The sequence below is a fragment of the Acidaminococcus sp. genome, from assembly GCF_057597765.1.
Genome location: NZ_DBMBXK010000003.1, coordinates 117,111 through 132,435 on the forward strand (window position 1 = coordinate 117,111; position 15,325 = coordinate 132,435).

Consider the following 15,325-nt stretch of genomic DNA (forward strand, 5'->3'; position numbering starts at 1 on the left):
TTCATGGTGTTCCCCCGGTTAAAACTTCACCTGGGGCGCCTTCTGGGCCTGGGGATCCGCCTTGAAATAGCTCCGTTCCTGGAAGCCCATCACCCGGGCCACCAGCACCGTGGGGAAGCTTTTGATCTTGGCGTTGTAGGCCTGGGCCGCATCGTTGTAGTCCTTACGGGCCACCGCCAGCCGGTTTTCCGTCCCGGCCAGTTCATCCTGGAGCTGGATGAAGTTGGTATTGGCCTTCAGCTGGGGATAGTTTTCGGAAATGGCCAGAAGCCGGCTCAAAGCACTGCTCAGTTCCCCATTGGCCTGGGCCGCTTCGCTTACGTTCTGGGCCCCTGCCAGTTTGGCCCGGGCATTGGCCACATCGGTGAACACCTGGCTTTCATGAGCGGAATATCCTTTCACCGTATTCACCAGGTTGGGGATCAGATCACTCCGCCGCTGGAGCTGGGTTTCCACCTGGCTCCATTTTCCATTGACATTTTCGTTGGCGGTGACCACCCCGTTGTAGGACCCGAAGATCCACCCGGCCAGCAGCAGGACCACCGCAAAGAAAATCACCAGACCTTTTTTCATCTGTCCGTTCCTCCTTGTAAAGAACTGTCAAAATTTCCTTCTCTACTCTGCATGGTATCCGATTTTTGTAACCCTGTCAATATCAAAAAGTCAAACTTCTTGTGAATTAAGGGGGGTGCTGCTCAGCAGCACCCCCTAATCCAGATTCTCCACAAAAAGCTTGATCAACAGCAGGGTGTGGGGCTGATAGGCCAGATCGGCCAGGCAGGACCCCACCACCGGCACGATCAGGAAGGCTTTCCGGCTCATGCCGTACTGGTCCGCCAGCACCGTCATGTTCACCATGGCAGAGGGCACCGCCCCCAGCCCGTGGCCGCAGAGACCGGCGCACATCACCGCCGCATCGTAGTTGCTCCCCAGCAGCCGGAACACCACAAAATAGCACATGGTCAGCATGAAGGCCACCTGGGCCAGCACAATGAGCATGACCCCGCTGAGGATCCCGGCCATTTCCCACAGTTTCAGGGACATGAGCACAATGGCCAGATACAGGTTCAGCATGATTTCCCCGAAGGACCCCACCAGGGATTCACTGAACCGGTATACCTGGAACTTTTCATTCAGATTCCGGACCAGCACCCCCACAAACATGGCGCACACATAACTGGGGAAGGTCATGTTCAGCAGGATTCCCACCCCCTGGGCCAGCCATACCCCCAGGCCCATGCAGATCAGGATCACCGCCACATTGATCAGGATGTCCAGTTTGGCCATCTGCTGATGGGTCAGTTCCCTGGGCTTTTCCGGAAGGGGCCGGACCTCTTCCATATCTTCCGAATGGAGATGGTATTTTTCAATGAGGAAACGGCCCATGGGCCCTCCGCACATCACCGCCGCAATGAGCCCGAAGGTAGCGGCGGAGGCCCCCACTTCCATACTGGCGGGATACCCCATTTTCAGGAAGGTGCTCCCATAGGCCCCGGCGGCCCCATGGCCTCCCACCATGGAAATGGCAGAAGACAGCAGGGCATAGGCCGGTTCCAGGCCGATCACACGGCCTACGGTGAGGCCGATGAGATTCTGGCACAGGGAGATGAAGGCGGTGATCAGCCAGTAGATCAGCAGCAGTTTCCCGCCTTTGTTCACCCCTTTGCTGAAGGCAGACAGCTTGGCGCCCAGTCCCACCGCCGTAAAGAAGGAAATCATAAAGGGGATCTGGAACTGGGTATCGAATTCCATCTGGAACAGCCCGGTTTCGTGGCCCAGGAACACCAGGAGCATGGCCAGGGTGCCCCCTACCACCGGTGCAGGAAGGCAGTATTTCCGCAGCAGCCGGCTCTGTCCCTTCAGCCACACCCCCAAAAGCAGCATCACCGCTGCCAGGGCGGTGGTGCAGATGCCATCCGCCCGGATGGTCAATATTCCCTCGGACAGGGAAATAAACATGGTGTCACGTCCTTAGCGATTTTTCTTCCAGAAATCTTCCATAAAGTCCACTAGCTTCTGGACGCCTTCCAGCGGCATGGCGTTGTAGATGGAAGCCCGGATGCCCCCTACGGCCCGGTGGCCCTTCAGCCCTGCCATACCGCGAGCCTTGGCCTCTTCCACAAATTTGCCTTCCAGATCTTTGGAGGGCAGGTTGAAGGTTACGTTCATCAGAGACCGGCTGCCTTTCTGGGCATGGCCCTTGTAGAAGTCCGGATGGGCATCCAGCACGTCATAGACCTTTCTGGCCTTGGCGATGTTCCGCTGTTCCACCTTCTCCAGGCCTCCCTGGTCCAGCAGCCACTGGGACATGAGATCCACCAGATAGATGCCGAATACCGGCGGGGTATTGTAGGTGGAATCGTGGTCCGCATAGGTTTCGTAGTTCATCATAATGGGCAGCTGGGGATCCCGTCCCTTCAGGAAATCCTTTTTGGCCATGACCACCGTGACCCCTGCAGGGCCGATGTTCTTCTGAGCCCCGTTGTAGATCAGGGAAAACTTGTCCAGGGGGATGGGCCGGCTGAGGATGTCAGAAGACATGTCCACGATCAGGGGCACATCTCCCGTATCCGGATAGTCAAAATATTCCAGGCCTTCTGCGGTGCAGTTCCCGGTAAGATGGAGATAGGCGCAGTTGTCCGGCAGCACCAGTTCTTCCGGCCGGGGCACCCGGTCCAGGCCCGTGGCCTTGCTGCTGTACACTTCCACCGCATTTCCCACTTTATGGGCTTCCTTGATGGCCTTTTCAGAGAAGGTACTGGTAATGGCATAAGCCGCGGTCTTCCCGGGGGTCAGAAAGTTCATGGGGATCATGGAGAACTGCAGGGTGGCCCCGCCGCCCATGAACATTACGCTCCAGCTGTCATCCATGCCCAGAAGTTTTTTGATATGGTCCTGGGCCTGGTCGTTCACTTCCTCGAACAGGGGGCTCCGGTGGCTGATTTCCAGCATGGACATGCCGCTTCCCTTGTAATCCAGCAGTTCCCGCTGGGCCTGTTCCAGCACCGGCAGGGGCATCATGGAGGGCCCTGCCTCGAAATTAAAGATTCTTCCCATCTTGTTCATCTCCTATTAAGTGTACAGTCAGTGCGTCCCGGAGCTTCGGTTCAAACCAGGTGGATTTGGGAGGCATCACCAGTCCCTTGTCCGCCACCGTCATCAGCTGATCCATGGAAGTGGGGTACAGGGAGAAAGCCACGGTGGCATCTTCCCCGTCCACCGCGTCTTCCAGGGCTCCCAGCCCCCGTACGCCTCCCACAAAGTCGATCCGGGGATCCGTCCGGGGATCGTCGATGCCCAGCACCGGTGCCAGCAGATTGTCCTGGAGGATGCTTACATCCAGGGAATGGATGGGGTCAGCGGTGGGATAGGTATCCGGTTTGGCGGTCAGCCGGTACCACTGGCCGCTGATATACATGCCGAAGGTGTGAGGAACCTGAGGTTCCACCGGCCGGTCGTCCTTTTCCAACAGGAAGTTTTCCTGGACCATTTCCAGGAACTTCTCTTCGCTCAGTTCTCCCAGATCCCGGACAACCCGGTTGTAGGGCAGGATATGGAGCATGTTGGAGGGGAAGATCACGGACAGCACGTAGTTGTATTCTTCCTTTCCGGTCTGACCCGGCCGTTTGGCCAGTTCTTCCGCCACCCGCAGGGCTGCGGCGCACCGGTGATGGCCATCGGCGATGTACAGTTCCGGCACCTGTTGGAACAGACGGGTCACTTCCTTTACCTTCAGGGGTTCGCTGATTACATACAGGGTGTGGCGGATCTTGTCATCCCCTACAAAATTGTACACCGGCGTATGGCTGCCCATGTATTCCAGCAGGAAGGCGGTCAAAAGCCCCTTGCTTCGGTAGGCCAGGAACACCGGCCCGGTCTGGGCTTTGGTGGACAGAATGTGATTCACCCGGTCCGTTTCCTTCACCTGGCGGGTCAGTTCATGGCGTTTGATGATCCCTTCTTTATATTCCTTCAGAGAGGCGGCAGCCACCAGACCGATCTGGATATAGGCCCCCATCTGCTGCCGGTAGATATAGTAGCAGGGCTGGGGATCCTGTTTCATCTGGCCTTTGGCCACATAGTTCTCCAGGTTTTCCCGGGCTTTGGCATAAACCCTGGGATCCGATTCTGCCACATTTTCCGGCAGATCCGCTTCCGCCCGGGTGACCCGGACGAAACTCAGAGGATTCTTTTTCAGGATATCCCGTGCTTCCTGGGTGCTCATTACATCATAAGGTAATTCAGCAATCTGACTGACCAGTTCCGGAACCGGACGCAGGGCAGCAAAAGGTCTGATTTCTGCCATAATTATCACTCCCGAATGATAGCTTTGATTTTTGGGTGCTTTTCGTAACAAAAGTCCCTCTGCAATATTGTGTCATAGGTTCATTATACCATATTTGCGTTTTTATAGTAAAAATTCGTAAACTGGTATATAATATGGGACAAAGAATTCTGTATCCATTATACATAGAAAGAGGGGTTTTGTTCATGGCTTATATTACACGACGTGTACTGCAGAAAGACGCTCCCATCATCCTGGGGTACTGGGTGCTGGGAATGGCCTGCGGCATGTTGGGAGAAAAGGCCGGCCTGAATCCCTTCCATATGTTCATTATGAGCGTGCTGGCCTTTGCCGGCAGTTCCCAGTTCATCGGGATCGCCATGATGCTCCAGAGTGCCTCCTATATTTCCATTGCTCTCACCATCCTGATGGTGAACCTCCGGTATTCCCTGTTCACCTCCACTCTGGCTCCTCTGGTCTCTCAAAAATCAGGACTCTACACCGGGCTGTTCGCCTACGGTACCACCGATGAGACCTTTGCGGTGAACCTTTCTTCCTTCCAGGAAGGGCAGGACCACTGGACCCATGAAGAAGCGCTGGGCCTGGATATCCTCAGCATGGGGGTGTGGGCAGTAGCCAACGCCTTCGGCTGCTATGCCTCCCGGCTGATCCACCTGGATCTGTCCCTGGTGTCCTACATCCTTACCGCCATGTTCCTGGGGATCTGGTCCAACTACCTGAAGAACCGGACCATGGTGATCACCGGCCTGACTGCCGGGATCCTGGCTGTGGTGCTGTCCCAGGTGGTACCCTACAAGCTCCATATTGTGTTGGCGTCCCTGATCCCTTCCGGACTGGCCGCCTGGGTATACCTGAAGCATGAAAAGAAAATCCAGCCGGAAAAAGCGCCGGAAGCGGAAGAAGACTGCGGGCCTGTGGAAGGAGGCAGTGAAGCATGAACCAGACTTATATTCTCTGTGTAATCCTGATCATGGCCCTGACCGGCTTCCTGCCCCGGGTGATCCCCATGGCCATTATCCGGAAACATCCCATTCCCCACTGGTTCAAGGTGTGGCTGAATTTTGTGCCTCCGGCCATTTTCGGAGCCCTGGTGTTCCCGGATATTTTCCTGACAGAAGGCCGCCTGAACCTGTCCCTCCACAACATTCCCCTGCTGACCACCCTGCTGATCACTCCCCTGGTATTGAAGACCAAATCCCTGGGCGTAGCAGTGCTGGCCGGAGGCGGCGTGTTTGCGTTGTTGGAGCACTTTTTGTAAGGAGCTGTGAAGAAATGGATCCTCATTTCTTCACAGCTTTTTTTGTAACACCATGTTACACTTTTCTCTTTGTTTATTTTTTAATTGTGAAATTGATTTGTCTTTTTGACTTTTAATCTCCGTCTGCTATACTTATATCTGAAGTTGTAATGAAGGAGATGAGGGATCATAGAAAGCAAGCTGATCCATGATGCTGAACGGAAAGCCGTGGAAACGGTGGTTGATCATGTACTGTCTGTAAAAGATCCGGAAGAACGGAAGAAATCCCTGCTCCGTCTTTCCTATCTGATGGAGAAATTCTTTGGGAGCTTTTTCGCCCCTTCCTCCTTTGCCGGTGCCCGGGAACTGATTCGCCAGGACGGAAAATGGTGGAAGTTTGTGGAACGGGGCCTGGATACCCTGAATCCCCATATCCTGAAAACCGGGATCATGAATCTGGGTTTTGAATCGGGATTTTATGGACTGAAGACCCGGAAAGCCTGCCGGGAAAAATACCACTGCAACATTCCCTGGACCATCCTGTTCGACCCTACCAGTGCCTGCAACATGCACTGCATCGGCTGCTGGGCGGCGGAATACGGCCATACCCTGAACCTTTCCTATGAAACCATGGACAAGATCGTGACTCAGGGGAAAGCCCTGGGGGTCCATACCTTCATGATGACCGGGGGCGAACCTCTGGTCCGGAAAGGGGATATCCTGAAGCTCTGCCGGGCCCATCCGGACTGTGAATTCCACGCCTTCACCAACGGCACCCTGATCGATGAGGATTTCTGCCGCCAGGTAGTGGACGTGGGGAACCTGAGCTTCTCCATCAGCATCGAAGGCTATCGGGAAGTCAATGACAGCCGCCGTGGCAAAGGTGATTTCGATAAAGTGATGCACGCCATGGCTCTCTTGAAGAAATATGGGATTTTCTTCGGGACTTCCATCTGCTACACCCGGAAGAACATCGAAACCGTCACCAGTGACCGTTTCCTCCAGATGCTGGTGGACAACGGAGCCTGGTACAGCTGGTTCTTCCATTACATGCCTGTAGGCAATGAAGCCTCTCTGGATCTGCTGCCCACCCCGGAACAGCGTGCCTATATGGTCCGGCGGATCCGGGAGATCCGCAGCAGCGAAAATCCCATCGCTCTGTTCCCCATCGACTTCCAGAACGACGGGGAATTCATCGGCGGCTGCATCGCCGGGGGTCGGAACTACTGCCACATCAACCCGGCCGGGGATGTGGAACCTTGTGTATTCATCCACTATTCCAGTGCCAATATCAACCGGGACGACCTGCTCACCTGCCTGCGCCAGCCCCTGTTCCAGGAATATGCCAAAGGGCAGCCTTTCAATGCAAACCACCTGCGGCCCTGTCCCATGCTGGAGAACCCTGACTGCCTGAAAGCCATGGTCCATCGCTCCGGTGCCCGTTCCACCGACCTCCAGTCGCCGGAAGACGTGGATACCCTCTGCGGCAGCTGCCAAGCTTATGCCAAAGCCTGGGCTCCTATGGCTGCAAAACTTTGGAAGGAGATCCAGGAAAAGAAAGAAAAAGAAGAAATACCTTTAGGAGCAGATTGAAAAGATGGGTGTGCTGCACAAGACGTGCAGCACACCCATCTTTTATTTTCCTAAGGGAACCAGATGTTTCTTCAATACCGGCAGTACCAGGCTCAGGATCCCGAACTTGATCACGATCCCGGCAGCGCACTGGAACAGCCGGAGAGTGGCCAGGTCTTTCCAGGGGACCTGGAACAATACCGTGAGCCAAAAGGTGTTCAGCAGCAGGCTGATGGCCACCTGGACCACCAGCACCGCCAACAGGATCTGCCGCTTGCCGATGCCCCGGCGGAAGCACCAGCCGTACACCACCCCATCCAGGAAGCTGGACAGGGTAAATCCGGGGAAATAAGCTCCCACCGGAAACAGCAGGGCTCCAATCAGATCCCCCAGGGCCCCGGTGATGCCGCCGGCCAGAGGCCCGCCCCACAGGGCAGCCGCCGCCACCGGCAGAAAGCTGAAGCCGATTTTCAGATTCCAGGTATGGAGAGACAGGAACCGGGCCAGGATCACCTCCATGGCCACACAGAACCCGATCATGGTGATCCACTGTCCGGGCCGCCTTTTCTGCAGCCCTGTCATGGCTTACTCCTGTTTCTTTTCCCGGGCCTTGGTGGCAAACCCCAGCATGTCAGAAATCAGCCGGGCCGCCAGATACCCGGTGGTGCCCCCCACATCGTCAAAAGGAGGGGCCACTTCCGTCAGCACCATCCCCACCAGTTCCGTATGGTTGGCAATGGCTTCCAGGATATCCACCGCATCGTCGTAGTTGAAGCCCCCAAACATGGGAGAACCGGTGGCCGGAGCGTACACCGCATCCATGGCATCGATGTCGAAGCAGAGCACCACTTTGTCCGCCGGCTGGAATTCGTCCAGGATGGCCTCGATGCCCTTTTTCCGCACGTCCCGGACGGAGTAGATCCCGTCCCCGTGTTCCCGGGCTTCTGCAAAGTCTTCCGGGCCGCTGCTGCCGATGCCCCGGATCCCCAGATGGAGGATCCGTCCCACATAGGGCAGGCTGGCTGCGTTCCGCATGGGAGACCCATTGAAATATTTCTGCCCGTCCAGAGGCTTGGTCCAGTCCAGATGGGCATCAATGTGGATGATGTCAAACTTGCCGGCCCCTTCCATGCCCTGAAGCATAGGGAAGTCCACGGCGCAGTCCCCACCCAGCACCACCGGCATGGTACCCTGGCTCTGGATGATCCGGACCGCTTCCCGGAGGTTGGCCATGGTACCCATCAGGTCCCCGGGGATATAATCCGCATCCCCGCAGTCCACCACCTTCCATTTGTCCGTATCCATGTAGAATTCTTTCCGTTCGGAATCGTAGGTGCCGCCTTTTTTGTAGGTAAACCGGGTGGAACCCAGACGGATGCCCCGGGGCCCCAGCCGGCAGCCAGTACGTCCCTGGATAGCCAGGTCAAACGGCGCTCCCAGGATGGCGATATCCGCATTCAGGTTGTAAATATCCGGCGCCAGGTCGGTTTTGGCAAAGGTGGCAATGCCCGTAGGGGCCATATTCAAAGGTTTCTGCAGGCTGAAGTTGTCCATGTGCAATCTCCTCTTCTTTCTGTACTTGGGTTTTCCCTTCTCTTGGGACCATTATAGGAAGACCCCTCTGGGAAGTCAACGAAATTGGACACTATTTCGCAATACGGACACTATAACGAAACAATTTTCCTTGACCCTGTTTTTGGTTCTCCGTATAATGAGGGAAAACAAGATCCATTGGGAAAGGAAGTTCAATGTTATGGCAGAAACCACACCGGCGGTCCATTCCGTCCTCCATGCCATCCGGATCCTTGAGCTGTATGCCGCCCAGCGCCGGGAAACCCTGAGCCTTACGGAAATCAGCAAAGCCCTGGGGCTCCACAAGACCACGGTCTACCGGATCCTCCGGACCCTCCAGCAGGCTGGATGGATGGAACAATCCGCCAAAACCGGAAAGTACTACCTGGGAACCGGGATCCTGCTGGTGGCTTCCGCCGTTTCCGTCCACAACACCTCCCGGGATCTGCTGTCGGAAGAAATGCACCGGCTGGCGGAAAAGTTCAACGAAACCGTGGTACTGTCCGTGCTCCTGGGCCATACGGGGATTTGTGCGGACCTGGCCAAAAGCCGGCACCGTCTGGGGGTGGCGGGAGAACGGGGCTACATCGTCCCTCTGCGCAGCGGCGCCACAGGCAAGACCCTGCTGGCCGCCCAGCCGGAAGAACTGCGGGAGCAGCTGCTCCAGGAACTGGAACCGGACCGGACGAAGCAACGGATCCTGAAGAACCAGCTGCTGAAGATCCTCCAGGACGGATACTGTATTTCGGAAGGAGAAGTGGACCAGGGGGTGGCCGCCATCGCCATGCCCCTCCATCTGAAGGATAAACGGTTCGTCCTGACCATTTCCGGTCCAGTGGACCGGCTTCGGGCCATCACCTACCCGGTGCTCCGGCAGGGACTGGAAGAAACGGTAACCCGGCTGGAGCGGAAAAGTGCATTGTTGGAAGAGTGAAAAAGGGGGCTGTTGCCCATGGCAACAGCCCCCTTTTATCACTTGCACGCAAAAGCTTCGATTTCCACCAGGGCCCCTTTGGGCAGAGCGGCCACCTGGAAGCAGGCACGGGCCGGGCATACGCCGGTGAAGAAGGTGCCGTACACTTCGTTCATGGGACCGAAATCGGCAATGTCGCTGAGAAGCACTGTAGTCTTCACCACATCCTCCATGGTGTAGCCGGCGGCTTCCAGGATGTTTTTCACATTGGTCAGGGACTGGCGGGTCTGGGTCACAATATCTGTCCCGGCAAATTCACCGGTAGCCGGGTCGATGGGGATCTGGCCGGAAACATACACGGTCTTGCCGGACGCTTCGATACCCTGGGAATAAGGTCCGATGGCACCGGGGGCTTTGGGAGTTGCAATCTGTTTGTTCATGGGAAAAACCTCCTTAAAAGTTGGGATAGGGGTATTATACCATGGAAAAGGGGCTGTTGCATGCGCAACAGCCCCTTAGTCGGAAGTCTGGAGTTTGAAGTCGGAAGCCTCAGGACAGGATCCGTCTGGCTGGACGGATCCTTTTGATTATGTAAAACCAGAATCGAAATCAATCTGAGCGATCATTTCATCCAAAGGTTCTACACATTCAAAAAATTTGCCTGCAAATTTAACCTTCGGCTCCAGACTTCCGACTCCAGACTTGAGCCGCTATGCGGCTCTACAGCTAAGGGGGTGTTGCACGAAACGTGCAACACCCCCTCTTTCACGTAATCACATAATTGCTCTTCTCGTTGTTCAGGAGGATCACGTCTTCCAGATCCAGATACAGGGGTTCCCCATCGGCCCACTGATGATAGGCGCTGCCGTGGGTCATCACCCGGAGGACATGGTCTCCCACCTGGATCCGGTAATCCACCGCATCTCCCATGTAAAACCGGTGCTTCACCGTTCCCTGGAGCATCCCACCGGTTTTGGACAGGGTGATGTTTTCCGGACGGACCCCGATCACCGCCGGCCCTTCCGGCAGCCCCGTTTTGTTGGGAAAGGACACCTGGGTTCCCTGGACAAAGACCCGTTCCTCCCGGACTTCCCCAGGCAGGAAATTCACCAGGCCGATGAAATCCGCCACCATCCGGTTCACCGGATGGGTATACACTTCATAAGGCCGTCCCACCTGCTGGACCACGCCTCCGTTCATCACCACGATCCGGTCACTCATGGTCATGGCTTCCGACTGGTCGTGGGTCACATAGATCACCGTGATCCCCAGACGTTTCTGGAGGGAGGAGATTTCGAACCGCATGCTTTCCCGGAGTTTGGCATCCAGGTTGGACAGCGGTTCGTCCAAAAGCAGCAGACCCGGCTGGGCGATCAGAGCCCGGGCCAGAGCCACCCGCTGCTGCTGGCCTCCGGACAACTGGCTGGGATACCGTTCCCCGTACTTGTCCAGATGGACCATGGAAAGAGCCTCGGCCACCCGTTTGTCCCGTTCCTCTTTGGGGACCTTCTGGATCTTCAGGGGATAAGCCACGTTTTCCGCCACAGTCATATGGGGCCATACCGCATAGGACTGAAACACCATGCCGATGTTCCGCTTTTCCGGGGGTACGAACACATGGGATTCCGCACTGCTCACCAGGGTGTCCCCCAGCAGGATGTTCCCTTCCGTAGGCCGTTCAAAGCCGGCGATCATCCGCAGGGTGGTGGATTTGCCGCAGCCGGAGGGACCCAGGAAGGATATGAATTCCCCATCCGCCACCTCCAGGTTGAAATCCCCCACGGCCGTCACGGCGCCGAACCGTTTGTAGAGATGTTCCAATTTTACTTGCGCCACAATAGTCCTCCTCATCAAATGGCAATATTGCCCTTGGATACCTTGTTCAGGATCAGGTTCCCCACCATGACGATCACCAGGATGATCACCGACAGCACCGAGGCATTCTGGGTGTCCGCATAGGTCTGGAGCTCGTACAGCAGCACCCCGATGGTCTGGGTGTCACTGCCGTAGAGCAGATTGGACATGGTCAGTTCATAAAAACTGGGCATGAAGATCAGGAACCAGCCGGCCACAATGGAGGGGGCGATCAGGGGCATGATGATGTCCCGACACACCCGCAGCCAGTCGGCCCCGGCGTTGAGCCCCGCCTCTTCCAGACTGCTGGAGACCTGGCTCAGGGAAGCGGCAATGGTCCGGACACTCATGGTCATGTATTTCACCAGATAGCTGACAATCAGGATCCACATGCTGGAATACAGGTTCAGCCCATAGTTTCCGGAAAAGAAGATGATCAGGGCCAGGGCGATGACCACACTGGGAGTGCTGCCTCCCACCATCACCAGGATATCCGGCAGGGACCGTCCGGGCACCCGGGTCTTCACGGACAGATAGGCTACAAACAGGGCCAGCAGGGTACCCACACAGGCGGAAATGAAGGCATAGCCCAGGGACCGCCAGATGCAGTCCAGGTACTGGCTGTTTTCCAGCACCGGGATCCAGGCGTCGATGCCGAAATTGTCCAGCCGGATGCCCTTGGACATGCTGACCATGAAGGAGGTCATCACAATGGACCCCAGGGGCAGGATCACCGAAAGAAAGGCGTAGAGCCCCACAAAAAAGGTGGCCACTCCCTTCCACCGGCCCAGTTCCACCAGCACCGGACGGGTGCTTTTGCCGCTGATGGTGGTATAGTCCTTCCGACCCATGAGCCAGCTCATGAAAAAAAGCAGCCCATTGGCCAGAAACATCAGAGAAACCGCTAACGTGGTGGCGTCCCGGATCCCCTGGTCATCCCCCATGTACACGAAGGATACGATCCGGGTGGTGAGCACTTCGATGTTCCCGGGCATCCCCACTATGGCCGGGATCCCGAAACAGGAACCGGCACCGATGAACACCAGAAGTCCTCCGGCCAAGATGCTGGGAGCCATAAGAGGCAGAGTCACATCCCACAGGGCTTTAAGGGGAGACGCTCCGGCGATCCGGGAAGCCTCCTCCAGGGTAGGATCCATTTTTTCCATGGCCCGGGAAATGGTAATGAAGGCAAAGGGAGAATAGAATAAGGTCAGGACCCAGATCATCCCGCCCCGGGTATAGATGTTGAAAGGGGCCTGGGACAGGGAAAACAGGGTTTTCAGCAGCTGGTTCAGATAGCCCACATCCGGGTTCAGCAGCTGGGTCCAGGCAATGGCTCCCACATAGGGTGGGATCATGTAGCTGGCCACCAGGATGGTCCGGAACTTTTTCCGTCCCGGCAGGTCCGTCCGGCCGATGAGCCAGGCCAGGGGAAAGGTGATCAGCACGCTGAGCAGCATCACCAGAAGGGAAATCTCCACGGTGTTCCGCAGGGCTTTCAGGTTCACTTTCTGGCTGTACACCGCTGCATAATTGCTCAGGTCAAAGGTCCCCTCCACCATCACGCTGTCCCAGATCAGTACCGCCAGAGGCAGCACGATAAAATACAACAGAGCCAGGACGGTAAGGGCAATGACCGCAAACTTACTGTCGATTCGAGGCAAATTCCACTTTTTCACCATACACTCCTTTGGACACAATGAGGCAGGAAAGGAGCCAGGGCTGGATTCCCGACCCTGACTCCTTTTGTCTCCAGGCATACTTGGGCATCATGTCCCGCAACACGCCGGATCAGGCATCCATGACTCTGGACCGGAATTCTTCCTTGATCTTGGATTCGTCCCGGGTGAGTTTTTCCCAATCCACTTTCAGAGCGTTCTTCAGCAGTTCCTTCAGACTGTACTTGGCCCCTTTGGGTTTTTCCACATCATCCCGCACAGAATGCATCCAGCCGGCGGTTACCGCCGCCTGGCCTTCCTTGCTCAGCCACCAGTCGGTGAGGGCTTTGGCCCCTTCCGGGTTCTTGGTGGCCTTAAAGATCCCGATGGGGGAAGAAATCAGGATGCAGCCTTCCTTGGGATAGACCACTTCCAGAGGTTCCTTCTTGGTTTGCTGGAGCTTCAGGATGTTTTCTTCCAGGATGATGGCGGCCATGTATTCTCCGGTCAGGAGCTTGTTCTGAATGGCGCTGTTCCCTTCTTCCACCCTGAGTCCGTTGGCTTTCAGGGCATCAAAGTATTCCCAGCCGAATTTGTCCGCCAGGGTCCCTACGGCCACATAGGCGGTACCGGACAGCAGCGGGTTGGGCATGGCGATGCGCCCCTTGTACTTGGGATTGGTCAGGTCCTGCCAGCTGGTGGGCACATCTTCCGGTTTCAGTTTGTCCTTGTTGTAGGCGATGATCATGTTGCACACCCGGACGGCAGCCCAGGCTCCGTCCTTGTCCACTTCCATGATGTGATGCTTGGTTTCCGGCGATTTGTAATCCAGCAGCAGACCTTTTTCCTTCAGATAGATGTAATAGGAAGGATCCGCCACCATCAGCACATCGTCGCTGATCTTGTTGGCCTTTACTTCCCCGGCGATCTTGGTCTTGATCTTTTCCGTTCCGCCCTGGAACCAGCTGACTTTCAGATCCGGGAAGGCTTTCTGGACTTTTGGTTTGCACATGGAATTGACGATATCCGGATACATGGAGGTGTAGACCATTACATTCCCGGATACCCCTTTCTTCCCATCCGCCGCCTTTTTGTCTCCCCCGCCGCAGCCGGCCAGGAGGAGGGTTCCGCAGGCCAGCAGAGCCGCTGCCGCGGCCAGCCATTTCTTGCTGCTCATACAATCCCGTCCTTTCCTGATGATTTTTTCTATTCTGATAATTTGTGATGCCCTGATGCCTGTCAGGGATGATTTCTTTCAGTATATCCGTTTTCATCCGGAAAAACGTCAAAAATCAGTTTTGTCCATTACTTTTTTTCATAATAGGTGAACAGAGCCTGGGTCCCCAGATCTCCCTTTCCTTCCTTGGCCAGGGAACGGTATTCCTTCAGCACCTGGTGGAGCACCGGCAGCTTCAGTTCCTTCTTTTCCGCTTCTTCTTCCGCCAGGCCCATGTCCTTGATGAAATGCTTCAGGAAGAAGCCGGGAGCATAGTCTCCCTGGATGATCTTGGGCCCGAAGGCGTTCAGTTGGGCACTGCCCGCCGCCCCGGTGGACACTGCCTTCAACAGGGTTTCCAGATCAAGGCCGTTGGCCTGGGCGTACCGGAGGGCTTCGCAGACCCCGGACAAGGCACCGGCAATCATGATCTGGTTGGCCATTTTGGCGTGCTGGCCCATCCCCGCTTCTCCCATGTAGTTGATGTTGGTACCCATGCCCTGGAACACCGGCTGGAGCACATCGAAATCTTCCTTTTTTCCGCCCACCAGGATGGACAGGGTGCCGTTCCGGGCGCCGGTATCCCCGCCGGTCACCGGTGCATCCAGCACATGGAAGCCCCGTTTGGTCCCTTCTTCATACAGTTTCCGGGCCAGGGTGGGACTGGTGGTGGTCATGTCAATGAGGAAGCTGCCGGGCCGGGCGCTGTCCATAAGAGCCCCGGGGGCCAGATAGACTTCCTCCACATCCCGGGGAAAGCCCACAATGGTGATCAGGCACTGGCAGGCACCGGCCAGATCGGAGATGGAAGGATGAAAGGTAACCCCTTCTGCCTTCAGATCCGCCACTTTTTCCGGATGCCGGGCATAGCAGTGCATGGCATAGCCCGCCTTTCCCAGATTCCGCAGCATGGATTTCCCCATAATACCCGTACCGATAAAACCAATATCACGGATTTCCGTCATACAAACCCCTTCTTTCCGGAAAAATGCAAAAC

General features: G+C 56.2%; 15 protein-coding genes. 4 read left to right on the forward strand and 11 right to left on the reverse strand.

Going from position 1 to position 15,325, the window contains the following annotated elements; all coding sequences use genetic code 11:
• Positions 1–18: 18 nt before the first annotated feature.
• From ACZOF8_RS02805 to ACZOF8_RS02820, 4 genes are all read right to left on the reverse strand, one after another.
• Positions 19–573, reverse strand: coding sequence for a LemA family protein (locus ACZOF8_RS02805; RefSeq protein ID WP_487426534.1), 555 nt, complete (start codon positions 571–573; stop codon positions 19–21).
• A gap of 135 nt (positions 574–708) precedes the next feature.
• Positions 709–1,959, reverse strand: coding sequence for a sodium/glutamate symporter (locus ACZOF8_RS02810; protein WP_154487591.1), 1,251 nt, complete (start codon positions 1,957–1,959; stop codon positions 709–711).
• Between the two features lie 12 nt (positions 1,960–1,971).
• Positions 1,972–3,057: a 3-phosphoserine/phosphohydroxythreonine transaminase gene (serC, locus tag ACZOF8_RS02815; protein ID WP_487426535.1), complete on the reverse strand. Its 1,086-nt coding sequence runs from the start codon at positions 3,055–3,057 to the stop codon at positions 1,972–1,974.
• Complete coding sequence (locus tag ACZOF8_RS02820) at positions 3,041–4,306, reverse strand: DUF1015 domain-containing protein (protein ID WP_154487587.1); 1,266 nt, start codon at positions 4,304–4,306, stop codon at positions 3,041–3,043. Before ACZOF8_RS02820 ends, serC begins: the two co-directional genes overlap by 17 nt.
• Before the next feature lie 185 nt (positions 4,307–4,491).
• On the opposite strand from ACZOF8_RS02820, the gene ACZOF8_RS02825 reads away from it, so the two are divergent.
• The 3 genes from ACZOF8_RS02825 (at position 4,492) to ACZOF8_RS02835 (ending at position 7,136) form a co-directional block, all read left to right on the forward strand.
• The gene (locus tag ACZOF8_RS02825; RefSeq protein WP_195839598.1) at positions 4,492–5,244 is read left to right on the forward strand and encodes an AzlC family ABC transporter permease; all 753 of its coding nucleotides are present in this window, start codon (positions 4,492–4,494) and stop codon (positions 5,242–5,244) included.
• Entirely contained in the window at positions 5,241–5,564 is a 324-nt protein-coding gene (locus tag ACZOF8_RS02830) for an AzlD domain-containing protein (RefSeq protein ID WP_022486756.1), read from the forward strand. The genes ACZOF8_RS02825 and ACZOF8_RS02830 overlap by 4 nt, the downstream gene beginning before the upstream one ends.
• Before the next feature lie 207 nt (positions 5,565–5,771).
• The gene (locus ACZOF8_RS02835; RefSeq protein ID WP_487426536.1) at positions 5,772–7,136 is read left to right on the forward strand and encodes a radical SAM/SPASM domain-containing protein; all 1,365 of its coding nucleotides are present in this window, start codon (positions 5,772–5,774) and stop codon (positions 7,134–7,136) included.
• Between the two features lie 42 nt (positions 7,137–7,178).
• Here the strand turns inward: ACZOF8_RS02835 and ACZOF8_RS02840 are convergent, their stop codons facing one another.
• Together ACZOF8_RS02840 and ACZOF8_RS02845 are read right to left on the reverse strand one after the other, a co-directional pair.
• Positions 7,179–7,697, reverse strand: coding sequence for a folate family ECF transporter S component (locus ACZOF8_RS02840; RefSeq protein ID WP_154487581.1), 519 nt, complete (start codon positions 7,695–7,697; stop codon positions 7,179–7,181).
• Positions 7,698–7,700: 3 nt separating this feature from the next.
• Positions 7,701–8,669 (reverse strand): agmatinase, encoded by a 969-nt coding sequence (locus ACZOF8_RS02845; protein ID WP_154487579.1) that lies wholly within the window; start codon positions 8,667–8,669, stop codon positions 7,701–7,703.
• A 199-nt stretch (positions 8,670–8,868) separates the two neighbouring features.
• Between ACZOF8_RS02845 and ACZOF8_RS02850 the strand changes: the two genes are divergently transcribed.
• Complete coding sequence (locus ACZOF8_RS02850) at positions 8,869–9,621, forward strand: IclR family transcriptional regulator (protein WP_022486752.1); 753 nt, start codon at positions 8,869–8,871, stop codon at positions 9,619–9,621.
• Between the two features lie 38 nt (positions 9,622–9,659).
• Here ACZOF8_RS02850 and ACZOF8_RS02855 read toward each other — a convergent pair whose 3' ends face one another.
• From ACZOF8_RS02855 to ACZOF8_RS02875, 5 genes are all read right to left on the reverse strand, one after another.
• Positions 9,660–10,040, reverse strand: a complete 381-nt coding sequence (locus ACZOF8_RS02855) for a RidA family protein (RefSeq protein WP_022486751.1) — start codon at positions 10,038–10,040, stop codon at positions 9,660–9,662.
• A 325-nt stretch (positions 10,041–10,365) separates the two neighbouring features.
• Positions 10,366–11,436: an ABC transporter ATP-binding protein gene (locus tag ACZOF8_RS02860; protein ID WP_487426537.1), complete on the reverse strand. Its 1,071-nt coding sequence runs from the start codon at positions 11,434–11,436 to the stop codon at positions 10,366–10,368.
• 14 nt (positions 11,437–11,450) lie between these two features.
• Complete coding sequence (locus tag ACZOF8_RS02865; RefSeq protein ID WP_481143567.1) at positions 11,451–13,136, reverse strand: ABC transporter permease; 1,686 nt, start codon at positions 13,134–13,136, stop codon at positions 11,451–11,453.
• Between the two features lie 109 nt (positions 13,137–13,245).
• Complete coding sequence (locus ACZOF8_RS02870; RefSeq protein WP_154487573.1) at positions 13,246–14,289, reverse strand: ABC transporter substrate-binding protein; 1,044 nt, start codon at positions 14,287–14,289, stop codon at positions 13,246–13,248.
• Between the two features lie 128 nt (positions 14,290–14,417).
• Positions 14,418–15,293: an NAD(P)-dependent oxidoreductase gene (locus tag ACZOF8_RS02875; RefSeq protein ID WP_154487571.1), complete on the reverse strand. Its 876-nt coding sequence runs from the start codon at positions 15,291–15,293 to the stop codon at positions 14,418–14,420.
• Positions 15,294–15,325 lie beyond the last annotated feature (32 nt).